A 26,223-nucleotide genomic window follows, 5' to 3' on the forward strand; every position below is an offset into this window, starting at 1 on the left:
GAGGCCATGAAGGGCGTGCATTCGGTGCACACCTTGCCCGGCGCCGTGGCAGTGGTGGCCGAACGCTGGTGGCACGCCAAGCGCGCCGTTGAAGCGATCCAGGTGGACTGGCGCGACGCCGCCGCCGACTCCAGCGTGCGCGCAATGCCGGCGGACTTTTCCAGCGACACGTACCGTGACTTTCTCGCCACTCAAGAAGGCCCGGCCCGTGACGAAGAAAACACGGGGGACGTAGCCGCCACGCTGGCCAGCGCCAAGACCCGCGTCGATGCCACCTATCACAATCAATACCTCAACCACGCCCAGCTGGAGCCGCCCTCGGCGCTGGCGCGCTGCAACCCCGACGGCACGCTGGAGGTGTGGCTGCCGAACCAGGCGCCGGATATGTTCCGCGCCGACATCGCCAAGCGCACCGGCCTGGTCATTGAACAAATCACCCTGCACTCTCCGTTGCTGGGCGGGTTTTTCGGTCGGCACTTCCTGTATGAGTCGGCCAACCCGTATCCGCAGGCCATCGCACTGACCAAGGCCGTCGGTCGTCCGATCAAGCTGATCTGGAGCCGTGAGGAAGAATTCTTGCGCGATGTGCTGCGCCCGGTCGCGGTGGTCAAGTTCCGTGCCGCGCTGGATGACCAGGGCCTGCCGCTGGCCATCGAAGCGGTCAGCGCCACCGAAGGCCCCACCGAAGCGATTGCCGGCAAACAGGGCGACAAGCTCGACCCCACGGCCCTCGAAGGCCTGTCGGGCAAGAGCTATGCGATTCCCAACACGCGCATCGCGCAGATCTACGTCAAAGGCCCGGCCATGCTCGGCTACTGGCGTTCGGTAGGCAATTCGTTGAACGACTTCTTCTACGAAGCGTTCCTTGATGAACTGGCGGACAAAGGCGGCCATGACCCGTACGAACTGCGCCTGCACCTGCTGCGCGACAACGCGCGGCTGACCACGCTGCTGCAAGCGGTGGGCCAATTGTCCGGCGGCTGGAAGCGCGGGCCGTTCACTGCCGAGGACGGCAGCCGCCGTGCCCGTGGCGTGGCGATGGCCTCGCCCTTTGGCTCCCACGCGGCGGTGGTCGCCGAGGTGTCGATCGAGCACGGCCAGGTCAAGGTGCATGACATCTGGCAGGCCATCGACCCCGGCAGCATCGTCAACCCGGCGATCATTGAAGCCCAGGTCAACGGCGCCGTGGCCCTGGGCCTGTCGCAAACCTTGCTGGAGGAAGCGGTGTACGTGGACGGCATGCCACGGGCGCGCAACTACGACCTTTATCCGATCCTGCCGCCGTCGCGGATGGCGCGGGTGCACGTGAAGATCGTCGAGAGCGGCGAAAAGATGGGGGGCATCGGCGAACCGCCGTTACCGGCCGTGGCACCGGCGGTCGCCAATGCGGTAGCCCGGTTGACCGGCCAGCGCATCCGCAGCTTGCCGTTGAGCCGCTACACCTTCAGTTAACCCACAGGGAACGCCCATGAACAACCGCCGATTCGCAAGAACCGCAGGCTGGCTGGCGCTGCCCTGCCTGATCGTCGCAGGCCTGCTGGCCTGGTACGTCACCCGCGAGCCCGCCTCGCCGTTCGAACAGGAACACGCCACCGGCCTGGACCCGGCACTGGTCAGTCGCGGCGAGTATGTCGCCCGTGTGAGCGACTGCGTGGCCTGCCACAGCCTGGCGGGCAAAGCGCCGTTTGCCGGTGGCCTGGAGATGGCCACGCCGCTGGGGGCCATCCATGCCACCAACATCACCCCCGACCGCGACCATGGCATCGGCCGCTACAGCCTCGCCGACTTCGACCGTGCCGTGCGCCACGGCGTGGCACCGGGCGGGCGCCGCCTGTACCCGGCCATGCCCTACCCGTCCTACGTAAAGCTCAGCGACGACGACGTGAAAGCGCTGTATGCGTTCTTCATGAAAGGCGTGCAACCGGCCAACCAGGCGAATATCCCCAGTGATATTCCCTGGCCGCTGAACATGCGCTGGCCCATCGCCCTGTGGAATGGCGTCTTTGCCCCCACAGCGCCCTACGCGGCCAACCCCGGCCAGGACGCGCTGTGGAACCGTGGCGCGTATATCGTCCAGGGCCCCGGCCACTGCGGCAGTTGCCACACGCCGCGCGGCCTGGCGTTCAACGAGAAGGCCCTGGACCAATCCGGCGCGCCCTTCCTCGCAGGCGCCCTGCTCGACGGCTGGTACGCGCCCAGCCTGCGCCAGGACCCCAACACCGGATTGGGCCGCTGGAGCGAGGCGCAGATCGTGCAGTTCCTCAAGACCGGGCGCAACCAGCATGCGGTGGTCTACGGTTCGATGACCGAAGCGTTCAACAACTCCACGCAGTTCATGGCCGATGACGACCTGGCCGCCATCGCCCGCTACCTCAAGTCCCTGCCCGGCGACCCTCAGCGTGACGGCACGCCCTGGCAGTATCAGGCGGCCGATACGCGCCAGGACATTCCCGGCGCCCACACCTACGCGACCCGCTGCGCCTCCTGCCATGGCCTGGACGGCAAGGGCCAGCCGGAGTGGATGCCGCCGCTGGCCGGCGCCACTTCGGCGTTGGCCAGGGAAAGCGCCTCGGCGATCAACATCACCCTCAACGGCTCACAACGGGTGGTGGCCGCCGGGCTGCCGGACGCCTACCGCATGCCGGCGTTCCGCGAGCAGTTGTCCGACCAGGAGATTGCTCAGGTGCTGACTTACGTACGCAGCACCTGGGGCAACCACGGCAGCGCGGTCGACGCGCAGGCGGTCGGCAAGTTGCGCGGGAATACCGACCCGGCGAGCAGCAGCCCGATCATCTTGCACATGCGTTGATACACAGCGATCCAATGTGGGAGGGGGCTTGCCCCGATAGCGGTGGGTCAGTCACCTCTTCATTGACTGACACCCCGCCATCGGGGGCAAGCCCCCTCCCACATTTTGCTCCAGGCACTTACTTGCTCTCGTCGGCCTTGCCTTCCTGCATCTGCACCGACGATTTGCTGCCGCTGCTGTTGTCCTTGGTGGTGTTATCGGAATTGTCGAAACAGCCGTGCAGCAGGAACACGCTGCAAAGGCTCAAGCCCATATAAAAATTTTTCATGAAATCACCTGATGAGTGAAGGAAATATCGCCAACCCTTGGTGCATGTGGCCAGTACCGGGAGGCAAACGTTCCGCCCAGAGGCGGCGAGACGACGAGTGGTTTGCTGTTGACCTGCCAGCATTTACGCAGAGAATATTCGCGCTAATCTTGATCCGCTACGGCCTGCTGGTGGTGTCCCGAAAAACATCCCGTCTCTCATCCGTGGGCTGAATGCAGCGACACCAACAGAGCGAGGCTTCCCATGCCGGATACCCCTGCCACACCAGCGCAACACTGCACGATCGATTACCTCCAAGACACGCTGTTCGGTGCAAACCCGCTTTCCTGTGAGTGCCAGGCCCGGATTACGCAGCACGGCGAGTGCGTAACGTTGCGTATCCTGTCGCCCTGGCCGGAAACGTTGGCGAAGGCCCATACGCTTACGATCAAGGCAGAAGGCCGCATCTACCATGGCGTCCTTCTGGAAGCCCAGGCATCCGGTGCAGATGAACTGGTGCTGGCTGTTGAACGTCAGCCGCAACGGCCGGGGGCAACCGATCACTGACCCACGCCTCAGCCAATGCGCGCAGGCGCATCAATCCGGTTGAACACCCACCTCGGCAGGCTTTCTAGATGTGCTCTACCAGCACCCATGGAGGGACTGCCCAATGACCATTACCCACCGGGATTCACTGTGCCTGGCGATCTCGATTGCCGCGCTGACTGCCTGCGCCGGCAATGATTCGGCCTCGAATGTCGTCGCGCCCGGCGAAGCCAAGTCACCCACCACGCGCAGCCTCGACGCCGGCGCCGCGCTGTTGCAATCGCGCCCACCCATCGACGCGCTGAATGCCTACCTGGATGGCTTCCACTTCTACAACGGCCATCCCGACGTGCAGATGGAAGCCCATCACTATTGCGCCATCCTCAACGAGGAGGTGATCCAGTGCGTGATTTACGACGGCAACCGCAAGGATGCCAAGTTGATGGGCGTGGAGTACATCATCAGCGAGCAATTGTTCAGCACGCTGCCTGCGGCGGAAAAGGCGCTGTGGCACAGCCATGTGCACGAGGTGAAATCCGGCCAACTGGTTGCCCCGGGGATTCCGCAGGTGGCCGAACACGCATTGATGGAAAAACTCGTGCACACCTACGGCAAGACCTGGCACACCTGGCATACCGACCTGCACAAGCGCCTGCCGTTGGGTGTTCCGCAACTGATGATGGGGTTCACCGCAGACGGCCAGGCCGACGCGAAGATGGTCGCCGAGCGGGATCAACGGCTGGGGGTCGACAGTGCCCGCAAAAAGACCGATCGCGCCGACATCGTAGCTCCGCCCATCGCGCCCGGTGCGGACGCCTGGCGTGAGGGCAACATCATCCAGATCGTCGACCCCACCCAGGCTCCCCACCAGCACTGACGGCAGCAGCCGGTCATTTGGATTGAACGATCATTTACCGGCGCTTGCCTCACAAGAATCGGGGCGCGTTCGTTGCCCTTCGCACAAGGAGTCCATCCATGTCTTATGACCATCAAGGCACCGCCAGCGTCATTACTGCTTCGCGCCACCTGGGCACCGGAGATGATGAACTGCTGAATGAGAACGTCGATATAAAAATGACCTGCAGCGGCAAGCCGACCATTGTCCGTGTGGATTTTTCCAGCCCGCTGCAATGGCCCGGGCATCCGAACTTCGTCACGGTCAATCTGCCCGACGGCACATCTGTCAGCGGCGTAATCGTAGAATTACAACGCCCGGCCGACGGGCCAGGCTGGGTCACCTACACGGTGGACGACTGAGACCGAGCGCAGGTCATCGCCTTGTCTGACAACTTCTTTGAATTATTCTTGACGCCAAATATCTGTAGTTCGTGAGCATAGGGAGACCTCATGAAAAACAACGAGTTATTCACCATCAATTATCAGCTTCACGGCGAGCCCAGATCGTTTATCGTGCGCGCGGCGCGTATGAATAACGCTGAAGCATGGCACTGGGCCAGTTGCGATGCCGGCGTGGCGGTCATCCCCAGGTTCGGGCAAAACAATCTCAAGCGCGTCTCCAAGCCGATGGCGGAAAAATACGGCATTACGGACGTGCGCTGGTGCGGTGCGGCAGCTATCCAGTGGGCGGAGGGCGTTACACAATGAACGGTCAGGTGCAGGACGTTACAACGCGGCAGACAGTCAACGCCGAGGTGGCGCACAACAGTCAGATGTTTTTCGAAGCGGATCGACTGGAGGCCCTGGCGTACAAAATCATCGAATCCTATAGCGGCGATGCGGCCATCTGGGCGCGTTTCACCGAAGCCAAGAAGTGTGCGGACGCGCAGCGTACGGCGGCTTATCGAGAGTGGATGCGCATTCACCGCACAAGGAAGAAGTAAACCAAAAGCCCGAAAGCACTGAATATCCACTGTGGGAGGGGGCTTGCCCTCAATGGCGATCTGTGAGTTATAAAAATTTGACTGATACACCGCTATCGGGGGCAAGCCCCCTCCCACATTTTGGATTTGCGCAGTGCTCGGCATCGTCAGCAGCCCCGCCTGAGTCGCGTATTCACCGCACTAAGATGAAGTAAACCAACAATCCGAAAGCACCGAATATCCACTGTGGGAGGGGGCTTGCCCCCGATGGCGATCTGTCAGTTATAAGAATTTGGCTGATACACCGCTATCGGGGGCAAGCCCCCTCCCACATTTTAGACTTGCACAGTGCTTGGCATCGTCAGCAGCCCCCGCCTGATTCGCGCATTCACCGCACGAAGATGAAGTAAACCAATAATCCGAAAGCACTGAATATCCACTGTGGGAGGGGGCTTGCCCCCGATGGCGGTCTGTCAGTTATAAAAACTTGACTGATACACAGCCATCGGGGGCAAGCCCCCTCGCACATTTTAGACTTGCGAAGTGCTCGGCATCGTCAGCAGCCCCCGCCTGATTCGCGCATTCACCGCACGAAGATGAAGTAAACCAATAATCCGAAAGCACCGAATATCCACTGTGGGAGGGGGCTTGCCCCCGATGGCGATCTGTCAGTTATAAAAATTTGACTGATATACCGCTATCGGGAGCAAGCCCCCTCCCACATTGAGGCCTGCTCTGTTTCCAACTTCCTTAGAGAATCGGCTTGCCCCCGGTCACGCCGTAGCGCTCGCCAGAGATATAACTGCCCTCATCGGACGCCAGCAGCACATAGATCGGTGCAACCTCCACCGGTTGGCCAGGCCGACCCAGCGGCGTGTTGCTGCCAAACTCCTTCACCATGTCGTCGGTCATCGTGGACACGATTAACGGCGTCCAGATCGGCCCCGGCGCCACGCTGTTCACGCGAATGCCGCGCTCGCCCAACATCTGCGCCAGGCCTGCGGTGAAGTTGGCGATCGCGCCCTTGGTCGCCGCATAAGGCAGCAGTGACGGATTGGGCATGTCGGAATTGACCGAGGTGGTGTTGATGATCGAACTGCCCTTGGCCATGTGCGGCAGCGCTGCCTTGCAGATCCGGAACATCGCGGTGATGTTGATGTTGAAGGTTTTTACCCAGTCTTCGTCGGGGATGTCTTCCAGCGATTGGTAAGTCATCTGGAACGCGGCGTTGTTGACCAGCACGTCGATACGCCCGAACTGCTTGACCGTGTCATTGACGATGGCGCTGCACTGCGCGGCCTCGCCCAGGTCGCCGGGCAACAACAGGCACTGGCGCCCCGCCGCTTCGACCCAGCGCGCGGTCTCTTTCGCATCCTCGTGTTCATCCAGATACGACACCGCAACGTCGGCACCTTCGCGGGCAAAGGCAATGGCCACTGCACGCCCGATACCGCTGTCGGCGCCGGTGACCAGGGCAATCTTGTTGGCCATGCGGCCCGAGCCTTTGTAGCTTTGCTCACCGCAATCAGGCATTGGCTCCATCTTGCGCTGGTCGCCGGGAACGGGCTGCTGCTGTGGCTTGAAGGGTGGTGTTGGGTAGTGGGTCATCGGATTCCCTCCTGTGTATGGATAGTGTTGCGAGGGCTATCCGAGCACGATAGTTCAGAGCAATTTCAGGAAAATCAGATGACCGTTGCGTTGGCTTTTTCAGCCCTTGGCGTGCTCAACTCAGCGCAAACCCGTTGCGCCCCGCCGACTTCGCGCCATAAAGCGCCTTGTCGGCGGCCTCGATGAAGCCGAGCACAGGCTCCAGTTCCGTACCTGATGCCGCCGCCACGCCGACACTCACGCTCACGCGCCCCAACGGGCTGCCCGGGTGCTCGATGTTTTCCCGCTGCAGCCGATCAATGATCTGTTGCGCCACCACCACCGCGCCATCGCTGTCGGTCGCGGGCATGATGATGGCTAATTCCTCTCCGCCGTAACGCGCCACCAGATCCGAGGGGCGCCGCACGCAGGTCTCCAACAAGGCGCTGACCCGCTGCAGGCAGGCATCGCCGGCGACGTGACCGAGGGCATCGTTGTAGCGCTTGAAATAGTCGATATCGATCATCAGCAAGGCCAATGTCGTGCCGTCGCGTTGCGCCCGACGCGCTTCCAAGGCCAGGGTCTCATCGAAGCAGCGACGGTTGGCCAGGCCGGTCAGCGCGTCCTTCATCGCCAGTAATTCAAGCTGCCGGTTGGACTCGAGCAACTGTTGCTGGGCGATACGCAGCGCCTCTTCCACCTGGGTTCGCCGGCGGATATCGAGGATCAGGAACCAGCCGATCAAACCCGTCAGCCCAAGCAGCCCCGCCACCACCACCGCCGACAACGCAGCTTCGATACGCCAGGCCGCCAGCGACTCATGCTTGCCCAGGGCAACAGTGGTAATCAATGGCAGGCTTTCGCTTTTGCGGAAGGCATAGAGGCGCTCTACGCCATCCAGGCTGGAGGTGTACGACGCGGTGCCGACGGAGCGGTCGATCAGATACTGGGAATAGATGGGCGACTTGGAAAAGTTGCGGCCCATGTCCTGCTCGCGGAAGGGGTAGCGCACCAGCAGGGTGCCGTCGGTATAAGACAAACCGATGGCGCCTTCCTGGCCGATGTCGAGTTTGCCGAATACCCGCAGAAAGTTTTCCACCCCCAGGGTCACGGCGACCACCCCGGCGAAGTGGCCGGCCGCGTCATCGAAGCGGCGGCTGATGGTCACTACCCACTCTCGGTTGGTATGGCTCTGAATCGGCGGGCCGATGAACGGCTCCCGGCTCGGGTCTTCGCGATGATGGATGAAATAGGCACGCGTGCCGCTGTTGGCACCCGCCGCAATCAAGCGATTGGAGGACATCAGCCAACCGCCCTGCTGGTCGTAGATGGTGATGCCGCTCAGTTGCGGCATCAGCGGCTGTTGTCGACGGATCAACGCGTTGATGCGCTCGATCTGCGCCGGGCCACTGCCTTCGGTTTCCAGGCGCTCGACCAGCCCCAGCAACAACAGCGCGCTTTGCCGCACGATGCCTTCGGTGTAGGTGTTGAGCGCCTGGGTCAGGTTCAAGCCATGCACGTCCACTTCCGCCAGCGCCCGCTCACGGGAAGACAGGACTTTCCAGATCGTCAACGAAGTCAGGGAACAGCCGATGACCAACAGCAAAAGCATCACAAGACGGGTATCACGCTTCACGTCAGCACCTTAAGGAAGCCTGGTAGGTATTCCAGCCATCATTCGAACGTCGGTACTCACAGCGGCCACCGGTTCCGGTGGCGCACGCATACAAGCGGACTGAAGGCCCGCCCCCATGGAGCAGCCTTTACCAGAACCGCTGCTGGGTCAGCCGGCTCCACCAGGTCAGCAACACCCGATCCACCGAACCACTGGCCGCCAGCCCTACACGCTCCTGCAGGCTTTTACGCTCGGCATAGTGCAGGTGGAACACCTCGGCCGTCTTGGCCTTGGTCGCCAGGTATTCGTCGCTGGTTTGCAGTTCGTCGACCAGTTGTTTATCGAGCGCTGCAACACCCAGCCACACTTCTCCGGTCGCGACGTCATCGATGGCCAGCTGCGGGCGATAGCGCGACACAAAGTTCTTGAACAACTGATGGGTGATGTCCAGGTCTTCCTGGAACTTTTCGCGGCCCTTCTCGGTGTTTTCGCCAAACACCGTCAGGGTGCGTTTGTATTCGCCGGCGGTCAGCACTTCAAAGTCGATGTCGTGCTTTTTCAGCAGGCGGTTGACGTTGGGCAACTGCGCCACCACGCCGATGGAGCCGAGGATGGCAAAGGGTGCGCTGATGATCTTCTCGCCGATGCACGCCATCATGTAGCCGCCGCTGGCCGCGACCTTGTCGATGCACACGGTCAACGGCACGCCCGCCTGGCGGATACGCGCCAGTTGCGACGACGCCAGGCCGTAGCTGTGCACCATGCCGCCGCCGCTTTCCAGGCGCAGCACCACTTCGTCTTTTGGCGTGGCCAGGCTCAGCAATGCGGTGATTTCATGGCGCAGGCTTTCAGTGGCCGAGGCCTTGATGTCACCGTCGAAATCCAGCACGAACACCCGCGGCTTGGCCTCAGGCTTGTTCTTGCCCTGCTTTTTCTCGGCTTTGCTTTCGGATTTGCGCAGAGCCTTGAGCTGGTCCTTGTCGAGCAACGACGATTCGAGGCGCTCGCGCAGGCCCTTGTAGAAATCGTTCAGCTTGCTGACCTGCAATTGGCCGGCGGCTTTACGACGCCCTTTGCTGCGCAGGGCCGCGAAGCTGATCAACACCACCAGAATAGCGACCACCAGGGTGACGGTCTTCGCCAGAAAGCTCGCGTATTCGGCCAAAAAATCCATATGTCTCCTTAAGAATGCACTGCGCCAGGCGCGGATGGCCCAGCATACCGGCGCCAATGCCTGCGGACCAGTGCCCAGACCGCCAGCAGCGCACCTCTAACGGACTTTTAAAACAAGCGTATGTTTTTTCATTGACAGCTCGCGGGCATCCTCATAACCTCGCCAGACTTTCAACGTACCGGGAAAACGGACGTGGGCAGCATCTATCTGATTCGACATGGCCAGGCCTCCTTCGGTGCAGACGACTATGACGTCCTGTCGCCCGTCGGCGTGGAACAGGCCCAGGTACTCGGTCGCCACCTGGCAGAGCTGGGGCTGACGTTCGATCGCTGCCTGTCGGGCGACCTGCGCCGCCAGCAGCACACCGCCACCGCCACGTTCGATCAATACCGCGCCCTCGGCCTGCCGGTTCCGCCCCTGGAAATCGACAGCGCGTTCAACGAGTTCGACGGCGAGGCGATCATTCGCGGCCTGCTCCCCGACCTGCTTGGCGCGGAACCCGACGCCGTGCACATCCTGCGCAATGGCGCGCAGAACCGCAGCGAATTCCAGCGCATCTTCGCCCTGATCATCGAGCGCTGGCTGGCCGGCACCTACGATCCACCGGGGCTGGAAAGCTGGCTGGGTTTCGTGGAGCGTGTGCAGGGTGGCCTGCAACGCATTCTGGAAGCGGCCGACAACAGCGACAAAATCGCCGTGTTCACCTCCGGCGGCACCATCACCGCCCTGCTCCACCTGATTACCCGAATGCCGGTCGCCCAGGCGTTCGAACTGAACTGGCAAATTGTTAACACCTCGCTCAACCAGCTGAAATTCCGTGGTCGCGAGGTGGTACTGGCTTCCTTCAACAGCCATGCCCACTTGCAGCTGTTGAAGGCGCCGCAGCTCATCACTTTCCGATGAACTGCGGCCAACCGTGACCCCAAGGTCACTGGACTCCACCCTAAAGGATCGAAACCATGACTGACGTAGCCAAAGCTGTAGAAGCAATGAAAGCCAAATTCAACCCAAGCGCTGCCGAAGGCCTGGACCTGGTATTCGGTTTCCGTATCGACGACACCAAGAATTTCTCGCTGGTGGTCAAGGACAAGACCTGCGAACTGCAGGAAGGCGAAAACCCGGACGCCCAAGTGACCCTGGTCATGGACAGCGAAACCCTGGAAGGCATCGTCGACGGTTCCACCGACGGCATGCAGGCCTTCATGGGCGGCAAACTGCGCACCGAAGGCGACATGATGCTGGCGATGAAACTGAGCGAGTTGTTCCCGGCCTGATAACGCCGCGCTCAAGAAAATCCCGCCTTCCGGCGTAATGTCGTTCAGTTAAGGCTTTTTGTAGGAACGAGGGGGGCGCCTAGCTCTTGCTCGCGAAAAACCACAGACGCCGCGTTCAATCAGGAAACACGCGTTATCGTTGACGTTTTTCGCGAGCAAGCTCGCTCCTACAGGGGGCGATAGACGCTTGACTGAACGGCATTACGCTGAAGGCGGAATTTTTTCATTTAAACGCACAGGCCCGGCTGTCAGCCACCTGCGGCGGCGTCGACCTTCTTGAACTGTTCCAGATCCCGTGGCTTGCCCTCGGTACCGTACCGGTTGATGAGGCGCCCCTCCCCCGGCTTCAATTGGAACTCCCCGGACTCCACATCCCGGCCGATCACCAGCACATACTTGTTGCGCCCAACGCGCACATACACATTATAGAAATCCACCAGCTGATCTTCAGTGATGAAAATACTGTAGGCATAACGCGCACGACGGGCCAGGTTGGGCCACTGCGCCTCCAGTACAGCGACATCCCCGTCCTCACCCACGATGTCCATCGCACGAATGGCTTCTTCAACCAGGGCGTCATTGGCATCGGCGCTTATGGCCACAGGTTTGAGCCGGGTCATCTTGCGCACCGAATCAGGGTCCGCTCCCCGTACTTCGTCGTCCAGCGACAGTGTCACTGACTCGAGACGGTACGTACCGTTTTTGACCCATTTGGAGGCATCGACGCTTTCTGAATCCTGACAGCGCAGACACGCTGCCCTCATCGAGGCCGCACTGGCGCTGCCGACAGACAGGCAGGAGACCAATACACCGGCGCCCAGCAAGATGCCCAAGCGGCTGGCCGGACTTGAAAGGGTGACGCACTTAAGCATGATCTACATCCATGTAAGGTTGGGGGGGTGGGCAAATCTACCTGATTCATGCCTTGAGCGGAACATTGAGCAACAACGCCACCAACGCACTCCACCCCGTCTGATGCGACGCCCCCAGGCCACGCCCGGTTTCGCCGTGGAAATACTCATGGAACAACACCAGATCGCGACTGGCCGGGTCCGCTTCCAATTGCGCATACCCCGCCATCGAAGGGCGCTGGCCATTTTCATCGCGTAGAAACAAGCGCGTGAGGCGCTGGCTGAGGCTGTTTGCCACTTCTTCAAGGGACGCCAGATAACCGCTGCCCGTGGGGTACTCCACCGAGAAATTATCCGCATAGTAGCGGTGAAACTCGCGCAGCGATTCGATCAGCATGTAGTTCACCGGCATCCACAACGGCCCGCGCCAATTGGAGTTGCCGCCGTACAAGCGTGAGTCGGACTCGCCGGGCTGGTAGCGCGCACACAGGGTGTCGCCGTTCATCTTCAGCGCCAGCGGCTGTTCGGCAAAGGCCTTGGATAACGAGCGCACGCCAAACGTCGACAGAAACTCATGGTCATCGAGCATGCGCCGCAGCAGGTCCTTGGTGCGCTCGCCACGCAGCAAGGCGAGCAACAGGCGGTTGCCCTGCCCCGGTTCGTTCCAGCGCGACACCAGCTTGGCCAGGTCCGGCCGGTGTTTCATAAAACCCAGCAGTCGCTCACGCAGGCCTTGCAGCCCTTCGTGCTCGCGCTGCTCCAGCACCAACACGGCAAACAATGGCATCAGGCCGACGATGGAGCGCAGCCGCACCGGCTCGTTCTGGCCGTCCGGGCGGTGCAGCACATCGTAGAAGAACTGGTCCTGCTCATCCCACAAGCCTTCGGCGCTGTCGTCCACGCGGTTGATCGCGCCGGCGATGTACAGGAAGTGCTCAAAGAACTTCACCGCGATATCCACGTACACCCCATTGCGCTTGGCCAGTTCCAGGCCAATGCGCATCAGGTCCAGGGCATACGCCGCGACCCACGCGGTGCCGTCGGCCTGATCCAGCTGGTAGCCGGGCGGCAAGGTGGCCGAGCGGTCGAACAAGGCGATGTTGTCCAGGCCCAGGAAGCCGCCCTGGAACAGGTTGCGGCCCTCGGCGTCCTTGCGGTTGACCCACCAGGAAAAATTCAGCAGCAGCTTGTGGAAAATCCGCTCGAGAAAGTCCATGTCGCCCACGCCGGTCAGCGCCTTGTCCTGCTGATACACGCGCCAACTGGCCCAGGCGTGTACCGGCGGGTTGGCGTCGTCGAAACGCCATTCATACGCCGGCAGCTGGCCATTGGGGTGCATAAAGCGATCTTTAACCAGCAACAATAACTGTTGCTTGGCATACCCCGGATCAATCAGCGCCATTGCCACGGCCTGGAAGCCCTGGTCCCAGGACGCGTACCACGGGTATTCCCAGGTGTCGGGCATGGACAAAATGTCGAAATTGGACAAGTGCCGCCAATGGGTATTGCGGATATGCAGGCGCTCGGGCGGCGGCGCGGGTTGGGCCGGGTCGCCGTCGAGCCACTGGTTTACATCAAAGTAGTAGAGCTGCTTGGACCACAGCAACCCGGCCAGGGCCTGGCGCTGCACATTGCGCGCGTCAGCGTCGGCAATACCTTGCTGCAAGGCGGCGTAGAAGTCGTCCGCCTCTTGGCGGCGCAGCTCGAACAGCTTGCGTGCATTGACCTCGGGCGCGTCCACCGGCGCAAACCGCAGGTACAGGGTTTTGCTCTCCTGGCCCGCCAGTTCGAGGCTGAAACGCGCGGCGACCTTGGTGCCCGTGTCGCGGCGAATCGCCGAGTCTGCGCCGCCCACCACATAGTCGTTGATGCCATCCTTGAACGGCCCCGGCGCCGGTTGCCCATCGAGCTTGGGGAGGTTGCTTTCGTTTTCGCAGAACAGCCACTCCAGCCCGTCCTGGCCACAGGCGCTGAGGTGACGGTCAGTCAGCTCATGATGCCGGGCCAGCACCCGCTCACCGTCCAGGCGCAACTGCGGCTTGGGCGCGTCAAAGGTCCAGCTCCAGTCATTGCGCGCCCACAGTTGGGGCAACACCTGCACACGCGTCGGCTGGTCCGCGCGGTTGTGCACGGTGACGCGCATGAAAATATCGTCAGGCTGATGCTTGGCGTATTCGACCGTTACATCACAGTAGCGGTTGTCTTCGAATACGCCGGTGTCGAGCACTTCGTACTCGGCATCCTCAAGCCCACGGCGGGCATTTTCGGCGATCAGGTCGGTGTAGGGAAACGCCGCATGGGGATATTTGTAGAGCATGCGCATATAGGCATGGCTGGGCACGCCGTCGACAAAAAAGTACAGCTCCTTGACGTCTTCGCCGTGGTTGCCCTCGGCGTTGTCGAGGCCGAACAGGCGCTCCTTGAGGATGCTGTCACGCTCGTTCCACAGCGCCAAACCCAGGCACCAGCGTTGCGCCTTGTCGCTGAAACCGGCCAGGCCGTCCTCGCCCCAACGGTAGGCGCGGCTGCGGGCGTGTTCGTGGGGGAAGTAGGCCCAGGCGTCGCCGTCGGCGCTGTAGTCCTCGCGCACCGTGCCCCATTGGCGTTCACTCAAGTAAGGCCCCCACTCGCGCCAGCGTTCGGCATCCTCTGTTGCCAGCCGCCGGCCTTCGAGGGTGTCGAGTATCGGGTGTGTGGGTGTGGCCGTCATTGAGTGCTCCATCGCCTGCCGGATGAGCAGCAGTGTAGAACCCAATGACGCCCGGATGCACATGAAGACTCAGGCGGGCCTGGTCGGCGGTGCCGGTGTGTTTGCCCGATTGTGGTCATGTTCATCTCATCTCATTCATTTGCAGAATGAAGTCCAGAGGATTCTTCGTTTGCAAGCCGGCGTGGCGCTCAACAAAATCGGGACAAGGCCACTTTTGTCATCCCAGCCATCAGGAATTTTTCTATGCACGCCACTGCACATGTCAGCCCCGACGAGATCCGCAAGGGCTTTTCCAAGGCGATGTCCGACATGTACCGGGATGAAGTTCCGTTGTACGGCGCGCTGCTGGAGCTGGTGGCGCAGACCAATACCCACGTGCTGGAAAGCGACCGGGGCCTGGCCGAGCACCTGCACCGTACCGGCGAAATCCAGCGCCTGGGCATGGAACGCCACGGTGCGATCCGCCTGGGCACCGCCGCCGAACTGGCGACCATCAGCCGCCTGTTTGCCGTGATGGGCATGCAACCGGTGGGCTACTACGACCTGACACCGGCGGGCGTGCCGGTGCATTCCACCGCCTTTCGCGCCGTGCATGAGCAGTCACTGCAAGCCAGCCCGTTCCGCGTGTTCACCTCGCTGCTGCGCCTGGAGCTGATCGAAAACCCCGCGCTGCGCAGCTTCGCCGAAACCGCCCTGGCCAAGCGTTCGATCTTCACCCCAGGCGCCCTGGCGTTGATCGAGCAGGCCGAAACCGACGGCGGCCTCGATGCCGAGGATGCCGAGGCCTTTATTCGCCAGGCGCTGGAGACCTTTCGCTGGCACCACAGCGCCACCGTCACGGCCGAACAGTATCGGCAACTCAGCGACCAGCATCGCCTGATCGCCGACGTGGTGGCCTTCAAGGGCCCGCACATCAACCACCTCACCCCGCGCACCCTGGACATCGATCAGGTACAGGCCGCCATGCCCGCCCACGGCATCACCCCCAAAGCCGTGATCGAAGGCCCACCGCGACGCCATTGCCCGATCCTGCTGCGCCAGACCAGCTTCAAGGCCCTCGATGAACCCATTGCCTTTACCGATGCCCAGGGCAGCCACAGCGCGCGCTTCGGTGAAATCGAACAACGCGGCGTCGCGCTCACGCCCAAGGGCCGCGCCCTGTACGACCAGCTGCTGAATACCGCCCGCGATGAACTCGGCGCGGCACCCAACGAGGCCAATGCGGCGCGCTACGAGCAATTGCTGGAGCAACACTTCCAGGCATTCCCGGACAACCACACGCAGATGCGCGAACTAGGCCTGGCCTACTTTCGCTATTTCCCCAGCGAAAAAGGCCTCGCAGCCCGCGGCCAGCCCGACCCACCGCGCACGCTGCAGGCCTTGCTCAGCGCAGGGCACGTGGAGGTGGAACCGCTGGTGTACGAGGACTTCCTGCCGGTGAGCGCAGCGGGGATCTTCCAGTCGAACCTGGGCGATGCCGCGCAGAGCCACTACGCGGCCCATTCAAACAAAGCCGAGTTCGAAAAGGCGCTGGGCCGCAGCACGATTGACGAGTTGCAGTTATATGACGAAACGCAGCAGCGTTCCGTGGAGGCGTGTGTGAGAGCACTGCTGGTATAAAAAAGCTGCCGGTATAAAACGCTGCAGATATAACCAGAGCGTCCACCGGCAGCGATTTTTGCTTAACCCAACTTCGCGACAATTTCGTCTTTGATCAGCAACCGTTTCTTCTTCAACTTCTCCACGTCCTCATCACTGGCGCTTGCCGATTCAGCCTTCAGCACCTCCCCGTCGGCAGCGTCGTATTGCGTAAGCAGCGAGTCCAGCCGTTTGTCCCCCGCCCTGCGCTCGTGGACAACTTCCTTGCTCAACCCCAAGTCCTGATACAGGTCGTGTTTCACTGGCATGACTTACCTCCACAAGTTGATCAATGGCCTACCCCTTGAAGCTAGCCCATTGACCGGGGTGTTGTCATGTTTGCAGTCGATACAGCCCCGTTCGTCGCAACCCTGGCGATGGGATCAAACCTTTTGGCCTGCCCTGCCCTCCACTGTAGATCGCCACTCGAGGGAGACCGGTTTCATGAATCACACCGCAACCGCCGCCGACACGCAATGCATCAACACTATCCGCACCCTGGCCATGGATGCCGTGCAGAAGGCCAACTCGGGCCACCCCGGTACGCCGATGGGCCTGGCCCCAGTGGGTTATACGCTGTGGAGTCGTTTCCTGCGCTATCACCCGGAGCATCCCGACTGGCCCAACCGTGACCGCTTTGTGTTGTCGGTGGGGCATGCGTCGATGCTGCTGTATTCGCTGCTGCACCTGGCCGGCGTGGTGGAGATCGATGCCCACGGCAAGCGTTCCGGCGAGCCGGCGGTCAGCCTGGACGACATCAAGCAGTTCCGCCAGATGAGTTCCAAGACCCCGGGGCACCCCGAGTACCGCATGACCACCGGCGTGGAAACCACCACCGGCCCCCTGGGCCAGGGTTGCGCCAACAGCGTGGGCATGGCCATGGCCGAGCGTTGGCTGGCCAAGCGATTCAACCGCGACGGCCAGGTGCTGTTCGATTACGACGTCTACACCCTGTGCGGTGATGGCGACATGATGGAAGGCATCAGCAGCGAAGCGGCGTCAATGGCCGGGCATTTGCAGCTCGATAACCTGTGCTGGATCTACGACAACAACACCATCAGCATCGAGGGTCACACCGAACTGGCCTTCAGTGAAGATGTGATCAAGCGCTTCCAGGCGTATGGCTGGCACACCGTGCATGTCACCGATGCCAATGATCTGCAGGCATTGAGTGTGGCGCTGGACACCTTCAAGGCCAATACCGGCGCACCGACCCTGATTGTGGTCGACAGCGTGATCGGCTACGGCTCGCCGCACAAACACAACACCGCCGCCGCCCATGGCGAGCCGTTGGGCGAAGACGAAATTCGCCTGACCAAGGCCGCCTATGGCTGGCCTCAGGACGCCAGCTTCCTGGTGCCCGATGAAGCGCGCACAACGTTGCGCGATGCACTCGTTGAGCGTGCCGAGCCGCTGTTCGCCGAGTGGAACCAGACCTTGGCCGCCCTCGACCCGCAACGCGCCGATGAGCTGCAGCGCATGCGCGCCGGGGAAATGCCCGAGCACTGGCAGGCCGACCTGCCGAGCTTTACGGCCGATGCCAAGGGCGTCGCCAGCCGCGCATCCGGCGGCGAGGTGCTGAACGCCTTCGCGCAGAATATTCCCTGGTTGCTGGGCGGTTCTGCGGATCTGTCGCCGTCGACCAAGACCAACCTCACGTTCGACGGCGCAGGCCGTTTCAGTGCCGACGACTACAGCGGGCGCAACCTGCACTTCGGCATACGCGAGCACGCCATGGGCGCGATTGCCAACGGCCTGGCGCTGTCCTACCTGCGGCCGTACACCTCGACGTTCCTGGTCTTCAGCGACTACATGAAACCGCCGATCCGGCTCGCGGCGATCATGGAGCTGCCGGTGGTGTTCGTGTTTACCCACGACTCCATCGGCGTGGGCGAAGACGGCCCGACACATCAACCCATCGAACACCTGACCCAGCTGCGCGCCACCCCGGGCTTGCTGACCCTGCGCCCGGGGGATGCGAATGAAACCCTTGAGTTGTGGAAGGTGGCGCTGGCGCAAACCCATCGGCCAAGCTGCCTGGTGCTGTCGCGCCAGCCGCTGCCGACCCTGGACCGCAGCCGCTACGCGTCGGCCGCAGGCGCGGCCAAGGGCGCCTATGTGTTGGCGGGTGCGGACAAGCCCGACGTGATCCTGCTCGCCACTGGCAGTGAAGTCAGCCTGGCGGTGGCGGCCTATGAACAACTCACCGGCGAAGGCATTGCCGCGCAAGTGGTGTCGATGCCCAGCTGGGAACTGTTTGAAGACCAGGACCAGGCCTACCGCGACAGCGTCTTACCGCCGACCGTCAAGGCCCGCGTGGTGGTCGAGCAGGCCGGCCCCCTGGGCTGGGACCGCTACGTCGGACAGACCGGGGCCAAAGTGGTGATGAACAGCTTTGGCGCCTCGGCACCGCTGGCGAAGTTGCAGGAAAAGTTCGGCTTCACCGTGGAAAATGTGGTGGGGTTGGCCAAGCAGCAAATCCAGCACAACCGGGCGGAATAAACCGCGCCAATGCGCAGGGGGCTTGCTCCCGATAGCGAAGTGTCAGTCACGGATGATGTGACTGATGCACCGCCATCGGGGCATAGGTATCTACACAACTTTGTAGCGCCCAACGCTAACCACGATGCGAAGCGAGTCGCTCTTGATCTTGATCTGCTTTTGATCTTAGGCGCCCCGTTAAACCACGCTGGCCGAACGCAGGCTTGAATCCGTGGGTAACCCGGCAGGACGCCGGGTTACCCACGGATTCAAGCCTGCGTTCGGGCACACCGAGCCTGAGCGAGGTGCCGAGTGGTGGGGCAAGAGCGTTTTGCTTACTTTTGCGCTTTTCAAAAGTGAGCCGCTGTAAAAGCGGAACCCATAGCAGCCGTTACCGCAGAAACGGATATGTACTCGGTCCAATCCAGCATCCTGGTCGGCTCAGAGGCCGCCATCGGGGCCAAGTCGAATCGTCGCACCGCCCCTCCCACATTTGGACCGGGATCGACACAGCATATCGGTCGGCTCCAAGGCCGCTGTGCGCGGATCTTGGGGCGCCCCGTTAAACACAGCGGGCAGTCGCTCAGCAACCGCCGGCCAGGCGTTCGCGCAGGAACTCGACCAACGCCTGCACCGGCCGCGAACTCTGCCGGTGCTGGGGGTACACCGCCGACAAAGTCAGGGCTTCGGGCGCGAACGCGTCCAGTACGCTGACCAGGCGGCCGTCCTTCAACGCATCGCCAACGATAAAGGTCGGCAGGTAGGTCACGCCCAGTCCGGCAATCGCGGCGTCGCGCAGCAAATCGCCGTTATTGACGCGCATGCGCCCGCTCACATTCAGTGCTTGCAGCTTGCCCTTGAAACGCCATTGCACCTGGCGACCGTGCCCGTAGGGCAGGCAATCGTGATCGGCGAGGTCATCGGGTTTGTGCGGCGTACCGCGCAGGGCCAGGTAGTCGGGGCTGGCGCAGTAGACGCGCGGGATGCTGGCAATACGTCGGGCGATCAAGGTGGAATCTTCCAGGGTGCCGATGCGCAGTACCAGATCGTAGCCTTCACCGATCAGGTCCACCGGGCGGTCGCTGAGGTCGACTTCCACCGCGACTTCCGGATAGCGCTGCAGGAACAACGGCAGCAGGCACCCCAAATGCGCCATGGCAAACGACAGCGGCGCGCTGAGGCGAAGGGTGCCGCGCGGTTCACTGTTCTGGCCGGCGATACCCTGCTCCACTTGCTCGACATCACTGAGCAGGCGCAAGGCCGATTCGTAGTAGCTCTGCCCCAGCGGCGTGACATCCAGACGGCGCGTGGAGCGATTGAGCAGGCGCACGCCGAGGCGGTCTTCCAGCTGGATCAGGCGGCGGCTGACGAACTGCTTGGACAGGCCCAACTGCTCGGCGGCCGCAGTAAAACTGCCGGACTCCATGACCTGGCAGAACAGGCGCATGTCTTCGAAGGGGTTCATTGTCGCTTCTCGGTGGACGATGGGCTGTTTTATACCCGGTCAGTGACCACACCACAAACCCAATGTGAAACACAATCAAATGTGGGAGGGGGCTTGCCCCCGATAGCGGTGGTTCAGTCAATTACACTGAGACTGAGACACTGCAATCGGGGGCAAGCCCCCTCCCACAGGGATTACCGGTAACGTTGAGACTGGGTTACTTGGCGGTGAATGCCGAGTAGCTGTTCATCAGGTTGCGGTAGTTGGGGATGCGCGGCGACAGCAGGTTGGCCAGGCCTTCCATGTCGTTGCGCCAGTCAACCTGCAGCTCGCAGGCCACGGCGAACCAGTTCACCAGTTGCGCACCGGCAGCGGTCATACGCGCCCAGGCTGCTTGTTGCACGGTTTCGTTGAAGGTACCGGAAGCGTCAGTAACCACGAACACCTCGAAGCCTTCATCGAGGGCGCACAGGGTCGGGAACGCGACGCACACATCGGTCACCACACCGGCAATGATGATCTGCTTGCGGCCGGTGGCCTTGACGGCCTTGACGAAATCTTCGTTGTCCCAGGCGTTGATCTGGCCAGGGCGAGCGATGTACGGCGCATCAGGGAACAGTGCCTTGAGTTCCGGCACCAGCGGGCCGTTGGGGCCGGCTTCAAAGCTGGTTGTCAGGATGGTCGGCAGGTTGAAGAACTTCGCCACGTCGGCCAGGGCCAGCACGTTGTTCTTGAATTCGTTGGGGGAGAAATCCTGCACCAGTGAGATCAGGCCGGTCTGGTGATCGACCAGCAGGACAACCGCGTCGTCTTTGTTCAAGCGCTTGTAAGTCATGGGTTAACTCCGTTGGTGTTGGTTAGAAGGCAAAGCACGAGCAGCCGAACGCGCCCCAGAAGCCCTGGAAGTCGCTGACCGGCACGCTGGAAAAACGGGCTTTTTCATGGCGGTGGGCATGCACGCCGCAGGGGCCGCTGCACTGGTGTACTTGAGCTTGCAGCGGTGAAGTCGGCCGCCAGTGCCCCGGCACCTTGACCACCGGCGACCAGTCCGGCAGCACCGGAACCCGTGGCGGTGCGTAATCGTCGAAGTCGCCGGCGCCATATACCACCTTGCCGCCGACCACGGTCAGTACCGACTCGATCCACTTGATGGCTTCTTCGTCGACGCTGAAAAAATCCGCCGACAACGCTGCAACGTCGGCCAGTTGACCGACCTTGATCTGGCCCTTCTTGCCCTGCTCGGACGAGAACCAGGCGCTGCCGTGGGTAAACAGCTCCAGTGCGGTGAGGCGCGGCAGGCCCTCGGCGTGCAGCTCCAGGCCACCGACGGTGCGGCCGCTGACCATCCAGTACAGCGATGTCCACGGGTTGTAGCTCGACACCCGCGTGGCATCGGTGCCCGCGCCTACCGGTACGCCTTCGGCGAGCATGCGCTTGATCGGCGGCGTCGCTTCGGCGGCCTTGGCCCCGTAGCGCTCAACGAAGTATTCGCCCTGGAACGCCATGCGGTCCTGGATCGCAATACCGCCGCCGAGGGCGCGCACGCGCTCGATGTTTTTTGGCGTGATGGTTTCGGCGTGGTCGAAAAACCACGGCAGGCCATTGAACGGAATGTCACGGTTGACCTTCTCGAACACGTCGAGCATGCGCGAGATGGATTCGTCGTAAGTAGCATGCAGGCGGAACGGCCAGCGCTGTTCCACCAGGTGGCGCACCACCGGTTCCAGCTCCTGCTCCATGGTCAGCGGCAGGTCCGGACGCGGTTCGAGGAAGTCTTCGAAGTCGGCGGCGGAAAACACCAGCATCTCACCGGCACCGTTGTGGCGCAGGTAGTCATCGCCCTGATGCAGGGTGACGCTGCCGGTCCAGTGCTTGAAGTCGCTGAGCTCTTCCTTGGGCTTCTGGGTGAACAGGTTGTAGGCGATGCGCACCGTCAACTGCTGGTCCCTGGCCAGTTGCTCGATCACCGCGTAGTCGTCGGGATAGTTCTGGAAACCGCCGCCGGCGTCGATGGCGCTGGTCAGGCCCAGGCGATTGAGCTCACGCATGAACTGGCGGGTGGAGTTGACCTGGTACTCCAACGGCAGTTTTGGGCCTTTGGCCAGGGTCGAGTACAGAATCATCGCGTTGGGCCGCGCCACCAGCATGCCGGTGGGGTTGCCGTTGCTGTCACGCACGATCTCGCCGCCCGGTGGGTTCGGCGTGTCTTTGGTGTAACCGGCCACGCGCAACGCCGCACGGTTGAGCAAGGCGCGGTCGTACAGGTGCAGCACAAATACCGGCGTGTCCGGCGCGGCCTGGTTGAGTTCTTCAAGGGTGGGCATGCGCTTTTCGGCGAACTGGAATTCGTTCCAGCCGCCCACCACGCGCACCCATTGCGGCGTGGGGGTGCGGTCGGCCTGGTCCTTGAGCATGCGCAGGGCATCGGCCAGGGACGGCACGCCTTCCCAACGCAACTCGAGGTTGTAGTTCAGCCCGCCGCGGATCAGGTGCAGGTGCGAGTCGTTGAGGCCGGGAATCACGGTACGGCCCTTGAGGTCGATGACCTCGGTGGTGCTGCCGCGCAGGGCCATGGCTTCACCGTCAGTGCCCACGGCGACGAAGCGCCCGTCACGAATGGCGACCGCGCTGGCGCGGGGGTTTTCCCGGTCCACGGTGTGGAACTGGCCATTGAACAGAATCAGATCGGCGTTCATGGGGTTTCCTTTACAGACGCTTCAAGCCAGGGAGCGAACAGGCGAGTGGCCGCCGGCATCAGCAGGTAAACCACCAGCAGCACGATGGTCAGGGTGACCAGGAAGGTGGAGACCACGTAGTTGGACAGAAACGGATGCAAACGCAGGATCGGCCCCCAGATAAACGGCAGGAGCAGGGTTTGCGGCAGGATCACACACAGGCTCACCACCGCCTGCTTCCAGCGCGGCGGCTTGGCGGCTCCGTCGGCCTGGGGGGCGAACCAGAATTCATTGGCGGCGCCGACTTCAGTCTGGTCGCCGTCGGCCAGCATTGGCGCCGCTTCATCGATCAGGGCCTGGCGTTGCGGGGAGTCGAGCCACAACTCCAGGGCGTCGGTGGAGCGGTAGCGCAGTACGCAGGTAAACAGGGCCATGCCGCTCTGCTGGCTGCGCACGACGTCAACCCCAAGGTGGCCGGGGCGTTCACCAGCGGTGCGGACGATGCGGCGCAGCCAGGCTTCGTACTCGGTTTCACGGCCGGGCTTGACCCGGTGCTTGACGACCAGCGTGACGACTTCGTCGGGGCTGGTGTTGGGTGTTGGGTCCATGATGGGTGTTTCCCCCCGGTGCATTGAGCGATGGGGGGAGTGTGCTGGGCAAAGGCGGTGGAGAATTGAATGTATGTGCTGTTTGCCGCGACGCTCAGCCTGGCTTTTGGTAACCGACGCCCTGGAAGGAGAACTTGAGCGCCTTACCCTCGCCGTTCACTCGAGTCACTTGCAGATCGCCGGTGATCGAATTGCGGAACCGACCATACAATCCCTCGCTCTTGACTGAACCGACCTTGATATTGCCTTGGTCATCCGTGGTGAAAGGCGCGGAAAAGCTGCCTGCGGTCGGCGCTATCTGCGAACTGCGATCGATCTCCTTACCGTAGTGTTCGACGAACCCGCTATAGCTCGTGGTCAAGCTGACCTTGCGATCGACGTAAAGGTCTTTGACGTGTTGCCTGGGCCCGAGATGCTCGGGGTCCGTGACGTCCTGGATATACCCGCTCAACCGCTGCGGATTCTGCGGGTCTTGCTCCACCGTGAGGTTGTATTGATGACCGAACGTGAAATCCACCGTTGTACTGTTGCTCGCCCCCGGACCACCGTCCGCGTCGCAACTGCCGTCTGGAGCGGTAAAGTGCGACCCGAACCCGGAAAACGGCACCTGCGCCTTGCCGTGCTCCCCTGGCTGCAGCCCGATATACCCGTCGCCGAGGGAATTACCCTGTGCGTCATTAATGCCGAACTGCATCGCGTAATAGATCCCCGCAGGCTCGCTAGGGGTTCTTTGCGCGCCCGCGCCAATGCTGATTGGAAAAGTAAGGTTGCTCACCCCCTGGCCTGATCCGGGAACCGTGTAGGAAACGAGGTACATCCCATCGGGTGCTGAGGCCTCCTTCTTAATCTCCAGACGCGGATCGCTCACCCTGTCCAGTTTTGAGGTCTCGACAGTCACCGGCACAGCCCCCGGCGTGGAGACGACAGAGCGGGTTGAGCCCGCGACGCCAGCGCCCGAATCAGCGCTCGCGGGTATTGACTCCGGGTGCCGCGACGCCGAAGCGGGCGCGTCATGACCCGGCTGTGGTGTAACCGGTGGAATAACCTGTGGCCTCTGAGAGATATACATAGTCGCTACCCGCCCCTGCTTGAAAGTTGACCCATGGTAGGCGGGCCAACCCCAGGCGGGCAGCCGGAAAAAGCGTGCGCATCGTTAGGACTTTGCTGTATGTCGAGGCCGGCCAGGTGAGACCGCGTTCGGCGCCAGGGCTGAACCGCTAAACCTCTGCGGCCATATGTTGCGCAATCTTGCCCCGCAACCAGCGCTCGGCCGGGTCATTGTCATGCACCCCGCTCCACACCATCGACAGCTCTGCCGCATCAATCGCGAACGGCGGGTCTTCGGCCCGCAGGCGGGTGCCCTCGGTCAATGCACACGCCGCGTAATCGGGCACGGTCGCGATAATCTGCGAACCGGCCAGCAATGCGCGCAGCCCGCTGAACTGCGGCACCGCCAGCACCACCCGCCGCGAACGGCCGATGCGTGCGAGGTCCAGGTCGATATTGCCGCTCAAATCACCCGAGAACGACACCATGGCATGGGGCCTGGCGCAGTAATCGTCCAGGCTCAGCGGCGCCTCGCCATCATCGCCGCGCAGCACCTTGCAGGGAATATCGCGCAGCTTCCTGCGCTTGGCGTTGGCCGGCAGTTCGGTGGTGTAGCTCACCCCTACCGAGATTTCACCGCTGGCCAGCAACGACGACATCAACAGGTAATTGGCCCGGCGCACCACCACGATGATGCCGGGTGCTGCTTCGCGCAGGTGACTGAGCAAGGGCGGAAACAGCCCGAACTCGGCGTCGTCGGACAGGCCGATGCGAAACACCGCGCAGCTGGTGGAGGGGTCGAAATCCTTGGCACGGCTGACGGCGCCCGAAATGGTGTCCATGGCCGGTTGCAGTTCCTTGAGTATCGCCACCGCCCGTGGCGTGGGTTCCATGCCGCGACCGTTGCGCAGCAGCAACGGGTCGTCGAACAAGTCACGCAGGCGGCCCAGTGCCGCGCTCACCGCCGGCTGGCCCATAAAGAGTTTCTCGGCGACCCGGGTCAGGTTCTTCTCGAACATCAGGGCTTCGAAAATCACCAGCAGGTTCATGTCGACGCGGCGCAGGTCGTTGCGGTTCATGGCGGTATCCAGACGGTTTGCAGGGGGTCAGGGAAGCACGCCCGCAACGCTCGCGATTGCACACCTGTGCTGTCTTTTCCCCGCCGGCACCTGGCGAAATTAACAACGATTAACTCGTCAGCCAGGCGGTCCGGCAACAAGATGAACGGCGTCTACACTGCATCCATTCAACGGGAAAGCTCCCATCGACTGCGGATATTTGTCATGGCCCGACTCGAGCAATATGCCCCTCGTCTATCCGCCACCGGAGGCCTGTGCCCCCGGCGCGAGCGTATCGCCAAGCAACTGATCCTCGCCAACCTCGGCGAAAGCCTGAGCATCGCCGAGCTGGCCCAGGCGTGCGCGTTGTCGCGCAGTCACTTTTCCCGCGCCTTCAAGTGTTCCACCGGGGTGTCGCCCCAGGAGTGGATTCGCCACCAGCGCATCCTGCGCGCCAAGGAACTGATCACCGGTTCTTCCCTGAGCCTTACGCAGATCAGCCTGGAATGCGGCTTTTGCGACCAGGCGCACTTCTGTCACATGTTCACGCGCAGCGAGGGCGTGAACCCGATGACCTGGCGAAACCACCACTCGCGCTCCAAGCCCGAGGTGATCGCAGCCTAGTGGTCTTCAAGCGCC

At 62.2% G+C, this 26,223-nt stretch carries 25 protein-coding genes; 12 read left to right on the forward strand and 13 right to left on the reverse strand.

What is annotated here, in order from left to right; genetic code table 11:
- On the forward strand, nt 1–1,452 hold a 1,452-nt coding region (locus BFP90_RS05230), incomplete at its 5' end, for a xanthine dehydrogenase family protein molybdopterin-binding subunit (RefSeq protein ID WP_141688928.1).
- A 16-nt stretch (nt 1,453–1,468) separates the two neighbouring features.
- The gene (locus BFP90_RS05235; RefSeq protein ID WP_065896148.1) at nt 1,469–2,809 is read left to right on the forward strand and encodes a c-type cytochrome; all 1,341 of its coding nucleotides are present in this window, start codon (nt 1,469–1,471) and stop codon (nt 2,807–2,809) included.
- A 118-nt stretch (nt 2,810–2,927) separates the two neighbouring features.
- Here the strand turns inward: BFP90_RS05235 and BFP90_RS28745 are convergent, their stop codons facing one another.
- On the reverse strand, nt 2,928–3,077 hold the full coding sequence (locus tag BFP90_RS28745) for a hypothetical protein (protein ID WP_176718015.1): 150 nt from the start codon (nt 3,075–3,077) through the stop codon (nt 2,928–2,930).
- 243 nt (nt 3,078–3,320) lie between these two features.
- Here BFP90_RS28745 and BFP90_RS05240 point away from each other — a divergent pair, with 243 nt between their 5' ends.
- The 5 genes from BFP90_RS05240 (at nt 3,321) to BFP90_RS05260 (ending at nt 5,443) form a co-directional block, all read left to right on the forward strand.
- On the forward strand, nt 3,321–3,623 hold the full coding sequence (locus BFP90_RS05240; RefSeq protein ID WP_065896149.1) for a hypothetical protein: 303 nt from the start codon (nt 3,321–3,323) through the stop codon (nt 3,621–3,623).
- Between the two features lie 103 nt (nt 3,624–3,726).
- Nucleotides 3,727–4,479 (forward strand): OBAP family protein, encoded by a 753-nt coding sequence (locus tag BFP90_RS05245; RefSeq protein WP_065896150.1) that lies wholly within the window; start codon nt 3,727–3,729, stop codon nt 4,477–4,479.
- A 98-nt stretch (nt 4,480–4,577) separates the two neighbouring features.
- Complete coding sequence (locus BFP90_RS05250; protein WP_065896151.1) at nt 4,578–4,859, forward strand: hypothetical protein; 282 nt, start codon at nt 4,578–4,580, stop codon at nt 4,857–4,859.
- Between the two features lie 90 nt (nt 4,860–4,949).
- Entirely contained in the window at nt 4,950–5,207 is a 258-nt protein-coding gene (locus BFP90_RS05255) for a DUF6555 family protein (RefSeq protein ID WP_065896152.1), read from the forward strand.
- Nucleotides 5,204–5,443 carry a hypothetical protein gene (locus tag BFP90_RS05260; RefSeq protein WP_065895599.1) on the forward strand — a complete coding sequence of 80 codons (240 nt, stop codon included), beginning with the start codon at nt 5,204–5,206 and terminating at the stop codon, nt 5,441–5,443. The genes BFP90_RS05255 and BFP90_RS05260 overlap by 4 nt, the downstream gene beginning before the upstream one ends.
- Nucleotides 5,444–6,172: 729 nt before the next feature.
- On the opposite strand, the gene BFP90_RS05265 is transcribed toward BFP90_RS05260, so the two are convergent.
- From BFP90_RS05265 to sohB, 3 genes are all read right to left on the reverse strand, one after another.
- A complete protein-coding gene (locus BFP90_RS05265) occupies nt 6,173–7,030 on the reverse strand; it encodes an SDR family oxidoreductase (RefSeq protein WP_065896153.1) in 858 nt (285 codons plus the stop codon).
- A 115-nt stretch (nt 7,031–7,145) separates the two neighbouring features.
- A complete protein-coding gene (locus BFP90_RS05270) occupies nt 7,146–8,645 on the reverse strand; it encodes a sensor domain-containing diguanylate cyclase (protein WP_065896154.1) in 1,500 nt (499 codons plus the stop codon).
- Between the two features lie 127 nt (nt 8,646–8,772).
- Complete coding sequence (gene sohB, locus BFP90_RS05275) at nt 8,773–9,798, reverse strand: protease SohB (RefSeq protein WP_065888325.1); 1,026 nt, start codon at nt 9,796–9,798, stop codon at nt 8,773–8,775.
- A gap of 192 nt (nt 9,799–9,990) precedes the next feature.
- On the opposite strand from sohB, the gene BFP90_RS05280 reads away from it, so the two are divergent.
- Both BFP90_RS05280 and BFP90_RS05285 read left to right on the forward strand, forming a co-directional pair.
- Nucleotides 9,991–10,701, forward strand: a complete 711-nt coding sequence (locus BFP90_RS05280; RefSeq protein WP_065896155.1) for a histidine phosphatase family protein — start codon at nt 9,991–9,993, stop codon at nt 10,699–10,701.
- Nucleotides 10,702–10,757: 56 nt separating this feature from the next.
- Nucleotides 10,758–11,072: an SCP2 sterol-binding domain-containing protein gene (locus tag BFP90_RS05285; RefSeq protein WP_064053889.1), complete on the forward strand. Its 315-nt coding sequence runs from the start codon at nt 10,758–10,760 to the stop codon at nt 11,070–11,072.
- Between the two features lie 248 nt (nt 11,073–11,320).
- Here the strand turns inward: BFP90_RS05285 and BFP90_RS05290 are convergent, their stop codons facing one another.
- Both BFP90_RS05290 and BFP90_RS05295 read right to left on the reverse strand, forming a co-directional pair.
- A complete protein-coding gene (locus BFP90_RS05290; protein ID WP_065895595.1) occupies nt 11,321–11,944 on the reverse strand; it encodes a hypothetical protein in 624 nt (207 codons plus the stop codon).
- A gap of 46 nt (nt 11,945–11,990) precedes the next feature.
- A complete protein-coding gene (locus tag BFP90_RS05295; protein WP_065896156.1) occupies nt 11,991–14,633 on the reverse strand; it encodes an MGH1-like glycoside hydrolase domain-containing protein in 2,643 nt (880 codons plus the stop codon).
- Nucleotides 14,634–14,876: 243 nt separating this feature from the next.
- Here BFP90_RS05295 and BFP90_RS05300 point away from each other — a divergent pair, with 243 nt between their 5' ends.
- Complete coding sequence (locus tag BFP90_RS05300; RefSeq protein ID WP_065896157.1) at nt 14,877–16,253, forward strand: 2-oxoadipate dioxygenase/decarboxylase HglS; 1,377 nt, start codon at nt 14,877–14,879, stop codon at nt 16,251–16,253.
- A 62-nt stretch (nt 16,254–16,315) separates the two neighbouring features.
- On the opposite strand, the gene BFP90_RS05305 is transcribed toward BFP90_RS05300, so the two are convergent.
- Complete coding sequence (locus BFP90_RS05305; protein WP_065888320.1) at nt 16,316–16,540, reverse strand: DUF465 domain-containing protein; 225 nt, start codon at nt 16,538–16,540, stop codon at nt 16,316–16,318.
- Between the two features lie 175 nt (nt 16,541–16,715).
- Between BFP90_RS05305 and tkt the strand changes: the two genes are divergently transcribed.
- Entirely contained in the window at nt 16,716–18,773 is a 2,058-nt protein-coding gene (gene tkt / locus BFP90_RS05310; RefSeq protein WP_065896158.1) for a transketolase, read from the forward strand.
- A gap of 562 nt (nt 18,774–19,335) precedes the next feature.
- Here tkt and BFP90_RS05315 read toward each other — a convergent pair.
- From BFP90_RS05315 to BFP90_RS05340, 6 genes are all read right to left on the reverse strand, one after another.
- Nucleotides 19,336–20,217 carry a LysR family transcriptional regulator gene (locus BFP90_RS05315; protein WP_065896159.1) on the reverse strand — a complete coding sequence of 294 codons (882 nt, stop codon included), beginning with the start codon at nt 20,215–20,217 and terminating at the stop codon, nt 19,336–19,338.
- Nucleotides 20,218–20,413: 196 nt separating this feature from the next.
- Entirely contained in the window at nt 20,414–21,031 is a 618-nt protein-coding gene (gene ycaC / locus BFP90_RS05320) for an isochorismate family cysteine hydrolase YcaC (RefSeq protein WP_065888317.1), read from the reverse strand.
- Nucleotides 21,032–21,053: 22 nt separating this feature from the next.
- Nucleotides 21,054–22,892 (reverse strand): amidohydrolase, encoded by a 1,839-nt coding sequence (locus BFP90_RS05325; protein ID WP_065895590.1) that lies wholly within the window; start codon nt 22,890–22,892, stop codon nt 21,054–21,056.
- Nucleotides 22,889–23,479, reverse strand: coding sequence for an antibiotic biosynthesis monooxygenase (locus BFP90_RS05330; RefSeq protein WP_065896160.1), 591 nt, complete (start codon nt 23,477–23,479; stop codon nt 22,889–22,891). The genes BFP90_RS05325 and BFP90_RS05330 overlap by 4 nt, the downstream gene beginning before the upstream one ends.
- Before the next feature lie 94 nt (nt 23,480–23,573).
- Nucleotides 23,574–24,377 (reverse strand): hypothetical protein, encoded by an 804-nt coding sequence (locus BFP90_RS05335; protein WP_240998983.1) that lies wholly within the window; start codon nt 24,375–24,377, stop codon nt 23,574–23,576.
- 319 nt (nt 24,378–24,696) lie between these two features.
- Nucleotides 24,697–25,605, reverse strand: coding sequence for a LysR family transcriptional regulator (locus BFP90_RS05340; protein WP_065895588.1), 909 nt, complete (start codon nt 25,603–25,605; stop codon nt 24,697–24,699).
- A 204-nt stretch (nt 25,606–25,809) separates the two neighbouring features.
- Between BFP90_RS05340 and BFP90_RS05345 the strand changes: the two genes are divergently transcribed.
- Nucleotides 25,810–26,208, forward strand: coding sequence for a helix-turn-helix domain-containing protein (locus BFP90_RS05345; RefSeq protein ID WP_065888313.1), 399 nt, complete (start codon nt 25,810–25,812; stop codon nt 26,206–26,208).
- The last annotated feature ends 15 nt before the right edge of the window (nt 26,209–26,223 follow it).

Source organism: Pseudomonas sp. 24 E 13 (assembly GCF_900004715.1).
Classification (GTDB): domain Bacteria; phylum Pseudomonadota; class Gammaproteobacteria; order Pseudomonadales; family Pseudomonadaceae; genus Aquipseudomonas; species Aquipseudomonas orientalis_A.